Raw genomic sequence first — 14,629 nt, 5'->3', positions numbered from 1 at the left:
ACGCTTATTCTCGATGATAAGGGTGGTTAGCAGTGATGCTCCAAGCTCGATACAAGCTTTCAGCCATGATAACGCGTACTAATGGGTGAGGGAGAGTAAGTGCCGATAGAGACCAACTTTGGTCTGCTGCCGCTTTACATGCAGGTGCTAATCCTTCAGGCCCGCCAATAAGGATAGAAACATCGCGTCCATCCAACTTCCAGCTTTCCAATTGCTCTGCCAGTTGCGGGGTATCCCACTTTTTACCTGGGATATCAAGAGTGACAATGCGATTGCCTTTTGGAACGGCAGCCAACATTGCTTCGCCTTCTTTTTGAAGGATACGTGCAATGTCAGCATTTTTACCGCGTTTACCCGCAGTGATTTCAATGAGTTCTAATGGCATATCATGAGGGAAGCGGCGCTTATATTCTTGAAAGCCTTCTTCAACCCATTTTGGCATTTTTGTACCAACTGCGATTAACTGGATCTTCAAAGCTTAGCCCCAAAGTTTTTCTAGTTGGTACAGTTCACGGTGTTCTTCTTGCATAACGTGAAGCATGCTTGTGCCCATATCTAGAACAACCCATTCACCTTCTTGCTGACCGTCCATGCCTAGTGGCTGCATGCCTGCTTTACGTACTTCATCTGCAACATGCTGTGCAATCGAAGCAACATGACGCTTCGAGGTACCAGTACAAACAATCATGTAATCAGTAACGCTTGATTTGCCTTCTACATCGATAGTCACAATCGATTCTGCTTTCATGTCGTCGGCTTTGTCTGCAAGAAAATCTTTTAGTTCTTCACGTAACACGGGGTGTTCCTTTAATCTGAATTTAGCTTTTTAGGGGCTGTCGACCCTAGAATATACCACGCTTTTATGCGTGAAATGGTATTGAAGCTGAAGGGATACAAAACTCTACGCTTAACTGATGAATTAGTGGCCAAGGCGACTGCTCATATTGAGTTTTTGTCATCAATTCAGCTTGAGTGAGCAACGCGAACAAAGAGTGTAATTGAGAAATCGAAACTCTTGTTAGCGCGGCGTTATAAAGTGGTTTTTTAGACTGCCAGATACGGTGTTTGTCGAAGACCTGACCAATCGGCATTTGTTTCATTTGTTGCTGCATTTGCAACAGCAAAGCGAGCTCACGTTGTATGCTACGCAATAAAATGACGGGCTCGACACCTTCGGCTTCTAGCTGACGTAGGATTCTTTGTGCTCGGTTTCCTTTGCCAGCTAATAACGCATCACTCCAGTGGAATGGCGTAAAGTGGTTATGGCGGCTCAGCGACTCTTCTAAGCGTACCAAAGTCAGTTTTCCATCTGGGTACTGAAGTGCCAGTTTTTCAAGGCTTTGAGTGAGAGCAAATAGATTACCCTCGTGCCACTGCGCCAACATTTGAATCGCCTCAGGATCTGGCGTTAAACCGATTTGACGGCAACGCGCTTGGACAAACTGAGGTAATCGACTGATATCTGGCGTTAGGCAACTGACCCAGTGACCCTGATTCGAAAGTGCCTTAAACCACTTAGCGCTTTCTTGAGCTTTAGTGAGCTTAGTGCCTATCAATATCAACAGGATATCACTATGGATATGCTCTGAGATCGCCAGTAACTCTTTTGCTATTGCAGCATTGACCCCTGACTCTGGCAGTTCAAGCTCGATGACCTGACGGCTAGAGAATAAGCTCAGCGCTTGAGTGCAATCGTAGACTTGATTCCAGTCAAGACTGCTATCAATCGCAAAGCGGTGACGTTCTTCAAAGCCTTGTTGTTTTGCAGCCTTTTGAATCGCTTCGCGGCTCTCTTGCAGCAGTAGAGGCTCGTTACCAAAAATGAGGTAAACATTACTCAACTGTTTAGCAAGTTGCTCTGATAAGCGGTCAGCAAAAATACGCATCAAATGAACCTATTACTCAGCCGATTCGCTATGTGTTGATTGTTCTTCTGAAGCGGGCGCGATCTCTACGTCTTCAACTTCAACATTCTTGATGTTGTATTGCTTTTCGAGTTCTTTCACTTGAACGTGTTCCATAGCCTCTAGATCCATACTATCAGCGGCAATATTAGCTTTAAGACGAGCCATTTGACGAAGAATTTGACTTGTTGCCAGTTTACGCATTTCATCTTCGATCATGTCGCGCTCAACCGATTTCGCAAGTGCTGTCAGTGGGTTATCTAGGTAACTACGGGTTACGCTAGTAGAGAATGTTTTGGAGCCAATTTTAGGGATAGTTACGCGATATGAAGCGCGGAATGTCAGCTCTTTTTCTGCTGCACGAGTGTTTTGGTATAGAGACAGAGTTCGCTCACCAACGCTCTCACTAATAATGTGTAGGTTAGGGGTATTTTCAGCCGGTGGCACGATTTCTACATCATTCATGCGCAGCTGACCTTTCATCATACGTGTAAACGTACTGTATTGGTCATAACTGGTTACGGAGATCTTGTTGAGTTCTTCTGGCACGGAGTAATCACCACGTAGGTGGAAACCACAGGCACTTAACAGGCTAACGGCTAAAACAACAATAGTAACTTTCAATGAAGATAGTGAAATCAGGCGCATTATTTGATGGCTCTCATGAAGGTAGAATACTTATTTAAAGGCTCTATTTTGTTGGTGTGAGCTTAGTCACTGAAAGTAAAGCGTTTAAATAAGTAGACAGGGTAATTTAATTACCCTGTCTAGAGACTGCTAAAAACGAATAAAGTTCGTTTTAGTCTGCAGCTGCTTAGTTAGCAACGATGTTTAGAAGCTTACCAGGTACGAAGATAACTTTACGAATCGTTAAGCCATCTAGGAACTTCTTAGCATTCTCATCGTTTAGACCAAGCTCACGAACTTGCTCTTCTGTTGCATCGGCAGCAACGGTTAGTTTCGCACGTAGCTTGCCGTTGATCATGACAACGATAGTCTTCTCATCTTCAATCAGCGCTTTCTCGTCAAATGTTGGCCATGTTGCAGAGTCAACGTCTGATTCGCCAAGAGCAATCCACATTTCGTAAGAGATGTGTGGAGTCATTGGGTAAAGCATGCGAACCACAGCTTTTAGCGCTTCATCAAGGATTGCACGGTCTTGTACAGATTCTTGAGGTGCTTTAGCTAGTTTGTTCATCAGCTCCATGATTGCAGCGATTGCCGTGTTGAACGTTTGGCGACGGCCGATATCGTCCGTTACTTTCGCGATCGTCTTGTGGATGTCACGGCGAAGTGCTTTTTGGTCGCCAGATAGCACAGAAGCATCAACAGACTCAGCAGCACCTTTAGAAGAGTGAGCGTGAACCAGTTTCCAAACACGTTTAAGGAAACGGTTTGCGCCTTCAACACCAGACTCTTGCCATTCAAGAGTCATGTCTGCAGGTGATGCAAACATCATGAATAGACGTACTGTGTCAGCACCGTACTTGTCTACCATCTCTTGTGGGTCGATACCGTTGTTTTTTGACTTAGACATTTTGATCATGCCTGAGTGTTCAACTTCGCGGCCTTGGTTGTCGACAGCTTTTTCGATACGGCCTTTACCGTCACGATCGATAGTCACGTCAGTTGGAGCAATCCACTCTTTCGTGCCTTTCTCATTCGTGTGGAAGAATGCGTCAGCTAGAACCATGCCTTGACATAGAAGTTGCTTGAACGGTTCGTCAGACGTTACGTAACCAGCATCACGTAGCAATTTGTGGAAGAAACGAGAGTACAGTAGGTGCATACAAGCGTGCTCGATACCACCGATGTACTGATCTACTGGTAGCCAGTAGTTCGCTTTTTCTGGATCTAGGATGTCGTCAGCTTGTGGTGAACAGTAACGAGCATAGTACCAAGAAGACTCCATGAACGTATCAAACGTGTCTGTTTCACGTAGAGCAGGTTCGCCGTTAAATGTTGTTTCTGCCCAAGACTTGTCTGCCTTGATTGGGCTAGTTACGCCATCCATTACCACGTCTTCTGGAAGAATAACTGGCAGTTGGTCTGCTGGTACTGGGTGAACTTCACCATCTTCAGTCGTTACCATTGGGATTGGAGCACCCCAGTAACGCTGACGAGATACACCCCAGTCACGTAGACGGAAGTTTACTGTCTTCTTACCTTTGCCTTCAGCTTCAAGCTTCGCAGCAATTGCATCGAATGCTTCTTGGAAAGCAAGACCATCAAATTCACCAGAGTCGAACAGTACGCCTTTCTCTGTGTAAGCCGCTTCAGAAACATCCAGCTCAGAACCGTCTTCAGGTTTGATTACTGGGATAATGTCGATGCCGTACTTAGTTGCGAATTCGTAGTCACGTTGATCGTGAGCTGGAACCGCCATTACCGCACCTGTGCCGTAATCCATAAGTACGAAGTTTGCTACGTAAACAGGAACAACACGACCGTTAAGAGGGTGGATAGCTGTTAGGCCAGTATCCATACCTTTCTTTTCCATCGTTGCAAGTTCTGCTTCAGCAACCTTGGTGTTACGACACTCTTCAACGAATGCTGCAAGCTCAGGGTTGTTCTTAGCGGCTTTCTCTGCAAGTGGGTGACCTGCAGCGATACCAACGTAAGACACACCCATCAGCGTATCTGGACGAGTTGTGTAAACTTCCAGCGGCGCTTCTTCACCGTTAACAGCGAAAGATAGCTCAACACCTTCAGAGCGACCGATCCAGTTGCGCTGCATGGTCTTAACCATTTCAGGCCAACCTTCAAGGTTATCTAGATCGTCTAGTAGCTCTTGAGCGTACTCAGTGATCTTAATGAACCACTGTGGGATTTTCTTTTGCTCTACTGGAGTATCACAACGCCAACAGCAGCCGTCTTCTACTTGCTCGTTTGCAAGTACCGTTTGGTCGTTTGGACACCAGTTAACAGAAGATGTCTTCTTGTAAACCAGGCCTTTTTCGTAAAGCTTAGTGAAGAACTCTTGCTCCCAACGGTAGTACTCTGGAGTACACGTTGCGAATTCACGGTTCCAGTCGTAACCAAAGCCTAGAAGTTTAAGCTGGTTCTTCATGTACTCAATGTTTTCGTAAGTCCATGGTGCAGGCGCTGTGTTGTTCTTAACAGCTGCGTTTTCTGCAGGTAGGCCGAATGCATCCCAACCAATTGGCTGCATTACGTTTTTGCCTTGTAGACGTTGGAAACGAGATACCACATCACCGATGGTGTAGTTACGCACGTGACCCATGTGCAGTCGGCCACTTGGGTACGGGAACATAGAAAGACAGTAGAATTTTTCTTTGTTTGGGTCTTCACTTACAACGAAAGTCTCGCTGTTATCCCAGTGTTGTTGAACCTTTTGTTCAATCTCTTGCGGGTTATATTGTTCTTGCATCGATGGTATCCGGTTATCTTGGAATTTGTGAGTTCGGTTAGAACAGAATCTTACAGATCGTCATAGAATACCTAAAGGAGCTGAGTACAACAATAGTTATACCCTTCATACTTGCAGTTGCTGCCTAGTAGATTGTGTAATTTTTACTGAATTTCGCAGGGCAACTATACTTAAGAGTATGAATTGCATTTGTTTGTAAGCGGGAGTGCATTGCAGCGCATCCGTTTGCTCACTAAAAGGTTGGTTATCTTAAGGAGGTTGTTATGCCGAAGAAAAAAGCACTCTATGAAGAAGTCGTCGAAGAGGTGATTGAAACGCTGAAGCATAGTCCTGAAGAGCTCAACAACAAAATCGAAACGTCGGGCAAGTTTGCGAAAGCAGCTAATGATATGACAAAAGATGAGCTTTCATTGATCTCTGCCTACGTGAAGTCGGACTTAAAAGAGTTTTCCGAAAGCTATGAAGAGAGTAAAAGCGGTCCATTCTATTTGATGATTGCAGACTCTATTTGGCAAGGGCTGTTGGATATTACTGATCGCACTAAGGTGGAGTGGGTTGAACTGTTCCAAGACCTAGAACACCAAGGCTTGTATCAAGCGGGTGAAGTCATTGGCTTAGGAACGTTAGTGTGTGACGAGTGTGGTCATCAAACCGAATATAACCACCCAACCAATATCATTCCATGCATCAAGTGTGGGTCTAAAGGATTTAGCCGTAAGGCCCTTAAGCCTTAAGCTCCCGAACCATACCGTTATCCATTTTAAACCGCAGTCATAAAAAAGGGTTGACCCGATCAGTCAACCCTCAATTCACTTTTCGTCGAATTTAGCTTTTTGGTTTTCTTATAACCCAGCCAATTGCCAAGCTGAGCATAGTCCAGATGTACAGAGGCCATGTACCAACTGTGTGATAAGGCGTTTGACCATCCGTTGAAATGAGCTCCGCTTTTAATACGGCCGTTTCAAACTGAGGGACTTGCTTGATTATATTACCTTTGTAATCGGTAACTGCCGTCACACCATTGTTGGTAGAGCGAATCAGCGGCTTACCAAGCTCCAGAGCACGCATTTGCGCGATTTCCATATGCTGTAACGGGCCAATAGAACGACCAAACCACGCATCGTTAGAGAGCGTGAGGATAAAGTCAGTCTCATCGGTCACGTTCTGTCTCACTTGATCATTAAAGATGATCTCGTAACACAACGCAGGCGCTAGATGACGACCATTTGCTACGATGTTTGGTTGAACAAAGTCGCCACGGCTAAATGATGACATTGGCAGGTTAAAGAAAGGGGCTAATGGGCGTAAGATCTCTTCAAACGGCACAAACTCACCAAACGGTAATAGGTGATGTTTATGGTAGCGTTCGTCGGGATCGTAACTGTACTCACCGTATGGGTTCACGCCTAGGGAAAGAACACTGTTGTAGTATTTCTTATCAGCAGACTGATTAAGCACACCAGTGATGATCGAGCTGCTGTTCATCTTGGCTGCTCTGTCTAAGTTACGCAGGAAAGAAGGAATCTCTACCTCAAACGCAGGAATCGCGGCCTCTGGCCAGATGATTATATCCGCCTCCCAATTTTCTCTGCTCAGGTCGGTGTATTTCATCATAGTCGGCCAGCGATGACTTGGTAGCCACTTGCTGTCTTGGTCGACGTTGCCTTGAATCAATACTATTGACGTTGTTTTGTCAGGGTTTGGTGTCACCCAGTCGATATTTCGAATACCAAAACCTGCGCTAAATACAACGGCAGGGATGACGGCGACACTCCAAGCTTTATTGATGATCGTATAAGCTAGCGCAGAAGCTGAAACAATGATTGCCAGAGTCACTAACTCTACGCCGCCAATTGGTGCGAAAGACCCTAGCGGAGAATCGATTTGACTGTAGCCTAGCCATAACCAAGGGAAACCCGTCATTACCCATCCACGTAGCCAATCACTGATTAACCACAAAGCTGGAGCTGCGAGGAAAAAACGACTGAGATTATTGGTCGGGAAGAACTTGTTCAAACTCCAGGTAAATAGACCTGAATAAACAGCTAGGTAACCAACAAGCAGTGCCATCAAAAATAGGTTAGCTGCCAGTGGCATGCCACCAAAGCCATTAATACTGACGTATACCCAGCTGATACCTGTCGTGAATTGGCCTAAACCCCATGCGTAGCCAATCCAAAGCGCATTCTTAGGAGAGCGGTTGTGAATCAGTAACAGCAACAAAGCTGGGCTGAGAATAGCAAGAGGCCATATAGAGTATGGAGCGAATGAAAGGGTGGTTATAGCGCCAACAAAAACGGCCGCAAGCGGCCGTAATAGGCGATGAATAAAAGTCTTAGTCATCTAATTTCTGTCATCTCTTTAGAGAGAAGTTGTTATTCTTCGATAGTCGGAAGAGGCTGCTCGTCAGGAATGGTTACCTGTAGCTGAATTACTCGACGGTTATCTGCTGATGTTATTTTGAAATGGTAGTTTTCGATTTCTACAATTTCGCCACGAACCGGCAAGTGACCGAGTGCTGTCATAACCATGCCACCAACCGTATCCACTTCATCGTCACTAAAGGCAGTGTTAAATGTATCGTTGAACTCTTCAATAGTGGTTAAAGCTTTTACAGAGAAGGTATGCTTGCTCAGCTTACGAATATCTAGCTCTTCTTCATCGTCGAACTCGTCTTCAATTTCACCAACGATTTCTTCGAGGATATCTTCAATGGTTACCAGGCCTGAAACACCGCCAAACTCATCGACAACGATAGACATGTGGTAGCGCTCTTCTTGGAATTCCTTAAGCAGGCGATCAACACGCTTACTTTCAGGAACCACCACAACAGGGCGAATCACTTGTTCAATGTCGAATGGAGCACTGTCTGAACCCAAGTATTTAAGTAGGTCCTTCGCTAACAGAATGCCTTCAACATGGTCTTTGTCTTCACTGATCACTGGGTAGCGAGAGTGCTGAGCATCAGTAATAAGCGCAATCAATGTATCTAAATCATCGGTGCGTTCAACTGTAACCATTTGAGAGCGAGGCAGCATGATATCGCGTACTCGCATCTCTGAAATTTCCATAACACCCTCGAGCATGTCGCGTGTGTCGTGGTCAATTAGGTCGTTAATTTCTGAGTCGCGGATTACATCTACGAGCTCTTGGCGGTCTTTTACCTCGCCTTGAAATAGTTGGCCTAGGCGTTCAAAGAAGGACTTTCTACTCGGACCTTCAGATTTTTTACTTCCCTCAGAAGTGGGGGGGTTACCTTCGTTCATGATTTCTCAAAAAATAACGCTATCAGAAGTGTGATAGCACACGTTATAACTCAGATTCCTACGAGAATCACAGGTTCGATGAGTCATTGTTTCTCTGCAACCTACTTAACTAGAATCGATTTACTTTTCTAGAATGTAAGGGTCTTCAAACCCCATAGCTTGCATGATTTCTGTCTCGAGTGACTCCATCTCTTCAGCTTCATCATCTTCGATATGATCATAACCTAGCAGATGCAGACTGCCATGTACAACCATATGAGCCCAGTGTGCTAGCAGAAGCTTACTTTGCTCTTCTGCTTCTTTTTCGACAACTTGGCGACAGATAATGAGGTCGCCAAGAAGATCTATCTCGATCCCTGGTGGAGCCTCGAATGGAAAAGACAACACGTTAGTTGGCTTGTCTTTACCACGATATTCATGATTCAGCTGGTGGCTTTCCTCTGTATCTACGATACGGATAGTAAGCTCAGCGTTCTTTTGAAACTGAGGTATTGTCTTATCCAACCACAGCTGAATATCCTGCTCTGTTGGAAGACCTTGTTCATTTTCGACCGCTAATTGTAGGTCTAGTTCAATAGACATCTATTTATCACCTTGTTCTGGAATTACAGAACTATTTTGTGTTGCTAATTGTGTCGTAACGGCCTGCTGAGTCTCAAGAAGTTTTGCTTCACGCTCTTCACGTTTACGCTTCTCAAACTCTTTGCGCTCTTGCTGGTCTTTTGCTTCCCATTTCTCGTAAGCATTAACGATACGAGCAACAACAGGGTGACGAACCACGTCCTCAGACATAAAGAAGTTAAAGCTTATGTCATCCACTTCGCTAAGTACTTCTGTCGCATGACGCAGGCCAGATTTCGCACCACGAGGTAAATCGATTTGAGTGATATCACCCGTGATTACCGCGCGAGAGTTGAAACCAATACGGGTCAGGAACATTTTCATCTGCTCAACCGTGGTGTTTTGGCTTTCATCAAGAATGATAAACGCATCATTCAGCGTACGGCCACGCATGTAAGCCAGTGGAGCCACTTCGATTACATTGCGCTCAATCAGTTTCTCAACACGCTCAAAGCCCAGCATTTCAAACAGTGCATCGTAAAGTGGGCGCAAGTACGGGTCTACTTTCTGGCTTAAATCACCAGGTAAAAAACCAAGCTTCTCACCAGCTTCAACCGCAGGGCGTGTCAGTAAGATTCTGCGAACTTCTTGGCGCTCAAGTGCATCAACTGCTGCCGCAACGGCTAAGTATGTTTTACCTGTACCTGCAGGCCCAATACCAAATGTGATGTCATGGGTAACCATGTTCATTAGATATTGCGCTTGGTTTGGTGTACGAGGTTTGATAACGCCTTTTTTAGTCTTAATGGTCACTTCTTTGCCGTAGTCAATTTCAGACTCGACGTGTTGCTCCAAAATGCCAGATTCGGTGATCGCCAGATGTACTTGTTCTGGTTCGATATCGATTATGTTGCCTTTAACTGGAGCCGTTTCAACATAGAGGTGTTTGATGATGTCTAAAGCGGCGGCTGTCGTGTGAGGCTTACCGACAATCGTGAAAAAGTTGCTACGGTAATTAATCTCGACGCCCAGACGACGCTCAAGGTGCTTGATGTTGTCGTCAAATGGTCCGCACAAACTTGCCAAGCGCTTGTTGTCTGCTGGCTCTAGATTTATCTCTAAGGTAACGATTTTATTGCTCAAATTAGCCTCTCATTTTGTGCCACTCACTCTTTTCAATGAACAAAGAGCAAAAAGCCCGATTTAGACCGGGCTTCTGATGGTGATGTCCCTATTTCTAAGATGGTCACTTAGTTAGGTAATTTCAAGCTTTGTGTTTGCGCTTTGTGCTCAAACAGTTGTATTGCCTATGGCGTAAATGTCGCTACACCTAGCTCGTCTTCACGTTTTGTTTTTTCCATCATTTCTGCTGGAGTCATTACAACGCGTAGACCCATGTCTTTTTCTGTACGAACTAGTTCACCACGTAATGAGTTAGTGTAAACCTCAGTGATCTTCACATCTACGAACTGGCCGATGAGATCAGCAGAACCTTCGAAGTTCACAACACGGCTGTTTTCAGTGCGGCCGCGAAGCTCCATTAGGTTCTTTCTTGATGGCCCCTCAACAAGGATACGTTGTTCTGTACCTAACATTAGGCGAGAGAAACGCATAGCTTGAGTGTTTACCGTTTGTTGCAACTCGTATAGACGATCTTTCTTCTCTTGTGCTGGTACATCACATGGGTAATCTGCCGCTGGCGTACCTGGGCGAGGAGAGAAAACAAAGCTGAAGCTCATATCGAAATCAACTTCTTTGATTAGCTTCATTGTATCTTGGAAGTCTTGCTTAGACTCACCAGGGAAGCCAACGATAAAGTCTGAGCTGATTTGAATATCAGGACGAGCTTTACGCAATTTACGGATAATAGATTTGTACTCGATAGCCGTGTGTGGACGCTTCATCATAGTAAGAATACGGTCACTGCCACTTTGTACTGGTAGGTGAAGGAAGCTCACTAGTTCAGGTGTGTCTTTGTAAACTTCAATGATGTCGTCACCAAACTCAAGCGGGTGGCTCGTTGTGAAACGAATACGGTCGATACCATCGATAGAAGCAACAAGACGAAGCAGTTCTGCGAATGAACAGATGTCGCCTTCGTGTGTTGGACCGCGGTATGCGTTTACGTTTTGCCCCAGTAGGTTAACTTCACGTACGCCTTGCTCTGCAAGTTGAGCAACTTCGAATAGCACATCGTCCATTGGACGGCTAACTTCTTCACCACGCGTGTATGGTACAACGCAGTAAGTACAGTATTTAGAACAACCTTCCATGATAGAAACGAATGCCGTAGCACCTTCAGCTCTTGGCTCTGGCAGGTTATCGAACTTTTCGATTTCAGGGAAAGAGATGTCCATTACTGGCTTTTCGTTAGACAGTGATGACTTAATCATCTCTGGCAAACGGTGCAGTGTTTGTGGGCCAAAGATTACGTCGACATACGGTGCACGTTGACGAATGTGATCACCTTCCTGAGTCGCTACACAGCCACCCACACCGATCACCACACCTTCTTTTTTATCTTTAAGCGTTTTCCAACGACCAAGCTGATGGAATACTTTCTCTTGCGCTTTTTCGCGGATAGAACAAGTATTCAAAAGTAGTACGTCTGCTTCCTCAGGTACTTCAGTTAGCTCGTAGCCATTTGCAGCGTTAAGCAGGTCGGCCATTTTTGATGAATCGTATTCATTCATCTGACAGCCCCAAGTTTTAATTAGCAGTTTCTTACTCATTATATGTTCGCTCGATCGTTAGTTTAATTTAAGGGAGCAAATCGCCCATTATTCATCCGCTAGCAATGTTTGTCATAATTCGGTATTCAATTTTATGACAGGCCCTAGCGGCAAGCGGCGTATTGTACTGGTTTCAAAACCGACTGACTAGTAGTCTGAACAAATCTCTTATGTAGTGGTTTTTATTATCGTTAACACCATATGCCATAAGGGATAACCCTTTTTTCGAATACGGTTTTTGGTTACAAGTTAGTTATGAAAAAGTACAATCAAAAACAGTCAAAGAATCAAACTGATAAGTATAAAATATGAACAGTTACGATATTGTAGTAGTCGGTGGCGGCATGGTTGGCGCAGCAACAGCAATTGGTTTTGCAAAGCAAGGGTTGAGTGTTGCGGTGATCGACGGTTTCGCCCCACAAGCTTTTGATGAGTCGCAAGCGATGGACATTCGTGTGTCTGCGATCTCTCAAGCATCGGTCGATTTGCTTGAAGAGCTTGGTGCATGGCAAAGTATTGAGGCGATGCGAGTGTGTTCTTATAAGCGTCTAGAGACGTGGGAGCACCTAGAATGTCGTACTCGGTTTGATGCTGCATCACTGAATCTCCCTCGTTTGGGCTATATCGTAGAGAACAGACTCATTCAATTAGGTTTATGGTCTCAATTTGATGCCTACGACAATCTCGCGCTGTTATGTCCAGAAAAGCTCGATGAGATTGAGTTTGGTGAAACCAATATCGTTAAGCTTCAATCAGGGGTTGAGTTATCCGCGAAGTGGGTGGTTGGTGCTGATGGGGCGAACTCAGCCGTTCGCCAACAAGCTGGAATTGGCATTACGGCTTGGGATTATCGACAACACTGTATGCTGATCAACGTCGAAACAGAACAACCTCAACAAGATATTACTTGGCAGCAATTTTTACCAAGTGGCCCTCGTTCATTTTTGCCTTTGTGCTCTTTAACCTCAGACGGTCAAGAAGTCGGGCAGGGGTCATTGGTTTGGTATGACTCGCCATCTCGTATTAAGCAATTGTCAGCAATGTCCCCTGAAAAACTGCGTAACGAAGTACTTACTCACTTCCCTAAAGAGTTAGGTGACATCAAAGTCCTCAATTCTGGTTCGTTCCCTCTCACTCGACGTCATGCGCAATCTTACGCTAAGAACAACTGCATTCTAGTTGGCGACTCGGCCCACACGATCAACCCATTAGCAGGACAGGGCGTAAACTTAGGCTTTAAAGATGTTTCCGCTCTATTGGATGTGACCAAAGAGAAAGGAGAGCTGAATCAGTCTGTGGCAAGATGCTATGAAGTGATGAGAAGAGGTGACAACCTCATGATGCAGAGTGGCATGGATTTCTTCTACAAGACATTCAGTAACGACATTGGCCCACTAAAGTTTGTACGTAATGCCGCGCTAAAATTAGCAGAGAACTCAGGGCCGATTAAAGATCAAGTATTGAAATACGCGCTGGGCCTTTAATTTAGTCGTTCTGGTTATTTATGTAGAGAAGGAGAGCTGATGCTCTCCTTTTTTGTATGGTATGAATGTTATAACTGCTGCGTAACGCAAACTGGTGCATCGATCTCTAAAGAGTACCCTGTATAAACCAAAGATCCATCCTCACTATCTCGCTTGAAGGAGGTGACGTTGCTAGAGTGTTGGTTGGCGGCAATAAGCCATTGTCCATCGTTAGTTATATGGAAGTCTCTTGGGAATTTGCCTTTAGTGTCGTAGCTATCAATGAAAGTCAGTTTTTGAGTTTCAGAGCCGACTTTGAAGCTGCTGATTCTTGATTGGTGTCGACATGACACATAAAGGAATTGCTCATCAGGCGATAGCTTAATGGCAGCAGCGGCCTCACCCTTTTCCATATTAGGTAATGCATCAATTTCTTCTATTACATTCCAAATACCTAAAACCTTTTCCAAAATCAGTAATGTTTCAGAGAGTTCACAGACTAAATAGGCTTTGTCTTCAGCTTTGTTAAAGATTATATGGCGAGGTCCATTGCCGGCTGGCACTTTAATAGATTGCATTGCCTCATCAAGGAACTCTTCCTGCTCTTCATCAAAACAATAGAAGTTGATTCGATCAGCGCCAAGGTCGACGGTGACAAATTGTGGTGAGTTTTTTAAGAATAGACATTGATGAGCGTGTGGGCTCGTTTGCCTCTCTTTGTTCGGCCCTGAACCAACCATCTTGATTGTTTTGAGTCTCTTATCGATGCTGCCATTGATACTTAAGCTAAATATATCGAACGTGCCTGATGAGTATTGCGACGTAATAGCAAATCTATTGTTTGGATCTATCGCGACATGACAGGGGTGATCTCCAGATATGAGGCTTCCATTTGACGTTAACTCTGAATCAACACTAGGTATATGAATTAGCTGTGGCTGTTTTTGCTGATTAACTTCAGAGGCAGTATAGATGCCAGCCTTTGTCACAGTAACAAAAGAGGGGTTAGTACATTTGGTTATCAGCTCAAGAGGTAATAGTTTTCCAGTTTCTAGATCTAACTGAGTTTGATAAACACCTTGGCTTTTACTTGGCGTATCCGTGTAGCAACCGATTGTTAAGGGGAGGGTTTTCATAGGCTCGTCATACTCAATTAGAAAATGGAGCTGACATTGTCTTATAAAATCGTATTAAAAGTGAGGTTATAGAAGGGAATACTTGGTGACTTAGCTAGCAGATTTGCATATTCCAGATAAAACAAAACCCAGCTAAAAGCTGGGTTCTATTTAATGATGGTGCGGTCGGAGAGACT

Annotated in this window: 13 protein-coding genes; 2 read left to right on the top strand and 11 right to left on the bottom strand. The window is 44.7% G+C overall.

Annotation, left to right across the window (positions count from 1 at the left end; translation table 11 throughout):
- Window positions 1–4: 4 nt before the first annotated feature.
- From rlmH to leuS, 5 genes are all read right to left on the bottom strand, one after another.
- Entirely contained in the window at window positions 5–475 is a 471-nt protein-coding gene (gene rlmH, locus BCT34_RS10925) for a 23S rRNA (pseudouridine(1915)-N(3))-methyltransferase RlmH (RefSeq protein WP_048657916.1), read from the bottom strand.
- A 3-nt stretch (window positions 476–478) separates the two neighbouring features.
- Window positions 479–796, bottom strand: coding sequence for a ribosome silencing factor (gene rsfS / locus BCT34_RS10920; protein WP_004735247.1), 318 nt, complete (start codon window positions 794–796; stop codon window positions 479–481).
- 64 nt (window positions 797–860) lie between these two features.
- The gene (gene holA, locus BCT34_RS10915) at window positions 861–1,886 is read right to left on the bottom strand and encodes a DNA polymerase III subunit delta (RefSeq protein WP_076654618.1); all 1,026 of its coding nucleotides are present in this window, start codon (window positions 1,884–1,886) and stop codon (window positions 861–863) included.
- Between the two features lie 12 nt (window positions 1,887–1,898).
- Window positions 1,899–2,552 (bottom strand): LPS assembly lipoprotein LptE, encoded by a 654-nt coding sequence (gene lptE / locus BCT34_RS10910; protein ID WP_076654617.1) that lies wholly within the window; start codon window positions 2,550–2,552, stop codon window positions 1,899–1,901.
- Window positions 2,553–2,718: 166 nt separating this feature from the next.
- Entirely contained in the window at window positions 2,719–5,295 is a 2,577-nt protein-coding gene (leuS, locus tag BCT34_RS10905) for a leucine--tRNA ligase (RefSeq protein WP_076654616.1), read from the bottom strand.
- 263 nt (window positions 5,296–5,558) lie between these two features.
- Between leuS and BCT34_RS10900 the strand changes: the two genes are divergently transcribed.
- The gene (locus BCT34_RS10900; protein ID WP_017062329.1) at window positions 5,559–6,029 is read left to right on the top strand and encodes a zinc ribbon-containing protein; all 471 of its coding nucleotides are present in this window, start codon (window positions 5,559–5,561) and stop codon (window positions 6,027–6,029) included.
- A gap of 91 nt (window positions 6,030–6,120) precedes the next feature.
- On the opposite strand, the gene lnt is transcribed toward BCT34_RS10900, so the two are convergent.
- The 5 genes from lnt to miaB form a co-directional block, all read right to left on the bottom strand.
- Window positions 6,121–7,638 (bottom strand): apolipoprotein N-acyltransferase, encoded by a 1,518-nt coding sequence (lnt, locus tag BCT34_RS10895; RefSeq protein WP_076654615.1) that lies wholly within the window; start codon window positions 7,636–7,638, stop codon window positions 6,121–6,123.
- 32 nt (window positions 7,639–7,670) lie between these two features.
- Window positions 7,671–8,561 carry a CNNM family magnesium/cobalt transport protein CorC gene (gene corC / locus BCT34_RS10890; RefSeq protein ID WP_017631907.1) on the bottom strand — a complete coding sequence of 297 codons (891 nt, stop codon included), beginning with the start codon at window positions 8,559–8,561 and terminating at the stop codon, window positions 7,671–7,673.
- Between the two features lie 120 nt (window positions 8,562–8,681).
- Window positions 8,682–9,143, bottom strand: coding sequence for an rRNA maturation RNase YbeY (gene ybeY, locus BCT34_RS10885; protein ID WP_076654614.1), 462 nt, complete (start codon window positions 9,141–9,143; stop codon window positions 8,682–8,684).
- Window positions 9,144–10,265 (bottom strand): PhoH family protein, encoded by a 1,122-nt coding sequence (locus BCT34_RS10880; protein ID WP_076654613.1) that lies wholly within the window; start codon window positions 10,263–10,265, stop codon window positions 9,144–9,146. It lies immediately after the preceding gene.
- 164 nt (window positions 10,266–10,429) lie between these two features.
- Window positions 10,430–11,854: a tRNA (N6-isopentenyl adenosine(37)-C2)-methylthiotransferase MiaB gene (miaB, locus tag BCT34_RS10875; protein WP_076654612.1), complete on the bottom strand. Its 1,425-nt coding sequence runs from the start codon at window positions 11,852–11,854 to the stop codon at window positions 10,430–10,432.
- A 308-nt stretch (window positions 11,855–12,162) separates the two neighbouring features.
- Here miaB and BCT34_RS10870 point away from each other — a divergent pair, with 308 nt between their 5' ends.
- A complete protein-coding gene (locus tag BCT34_RS10870) occupies window positions 12,163–13,338 on the top strand; it encodes a 2-octaprenyl-3-methyl-6-methoxy-1,4-benzoquinol hydroxylase (RefSeq protein ID WP_076654611.1) in 1,176 nt (391 codons plus the stop codon).
- A 68-nt stretch (window positions 13,339–13,406) separates the two neighbouring features.
- Here the strand turns inward: BCT34_RS10870 and BCT34_RS10865 are convergent, their stop codons facing one another.
- Entirely contained in the window at window positions 13,407–14,453 is a 1,047-nt protein-coding gene (locus BCT34_RS10865; protein ID WP_076654610.1) for a lactonase family protein, read from the bottom strand.
- Window positions 14,454–14,629: the final 176 nt, after the last annotated feature.

The sequence above is a fragment of the Vibrio sp. 10N.261.45.E2 genome (assembly GCF_002875705.1).
In the GTDB taxonomy this organism is placed as follows: domain Bacteria; phylum Pseudomonadota; class Gammaproteobacteria; order Enterobacterales; family Vibrionaceae; genus Vibrio.
The sequence above is the reverse complement of the archived record's forward strand: the minus strand, read 5'-3'. Positions and strand labels throughout refer to the sequence as shown.

Coding starts and splice junctions, on each gene's coding strand:
- BCT34_RS10870 (WP_076654611.1), top strand. CDS start 12,163: ATGAACAGTTACGATATTGTAGTAGTCGGTGGCGGCATGGTTGGCGCA.
- BCT34_RS10865 (WP_076654610.1), bottom strand. CDS start 14,453: ATGAAAACCCTCCCCTTAACAATCGGTTGCTACACGGATACGCCAAGT.
- ybeY (WP_076654614.1), bottom strand. CDS start 9,143: ATGTCTATTGAACTAGACCTACAATTAGCGGTCGAAAATGAACAAGGT.
- lnt (WP_076654615.1), bottom strand. CDS start 7,638: ATGACTAAGACTTTTATTCATCGCCTATTACGGCCGCTTGCGGCCGTT.
- corC (WP_017631907.1), bottom strand. CDS start 8,561: ATGAACGAAGGTAACCCCCCCACTTCTGAGGGAAGTAAAAAATCTGAA.
- BCT34_RS10900 (WP_017062329.1), top strand. CDS start 5,559: ATGCCGAAGAAAAAAGCACTCTATGAAGAAGTCGTCGAAGAGGTGATT.
- holA (WP_076654618.1), bottom strand. CDS start 1,886: ATGCGTATTTTTGCTGACCGCTTATCAGAGCAACTTGCTAAACAGTTG.
- leuS (WP_076654616.1), bottom strand. CDS start 5,295: ATGCAAGAACAATATAACCCGCAAGAGATTGAACAAAAGGTTCAACAA.
- miaB (WP_076654612.1), bottom strand. CDS start 11,854: ATGAGTAAGAAACTGCTAATTAAAACTTGGGGCTGTCAGATGAATGAA.
- lptE (WP_076654617.1), bottom strand. CDS start 2,552: ATGCGCCTGATTTCACTATCTTCATTGAAAGTTACTATTGTTGTTTTA.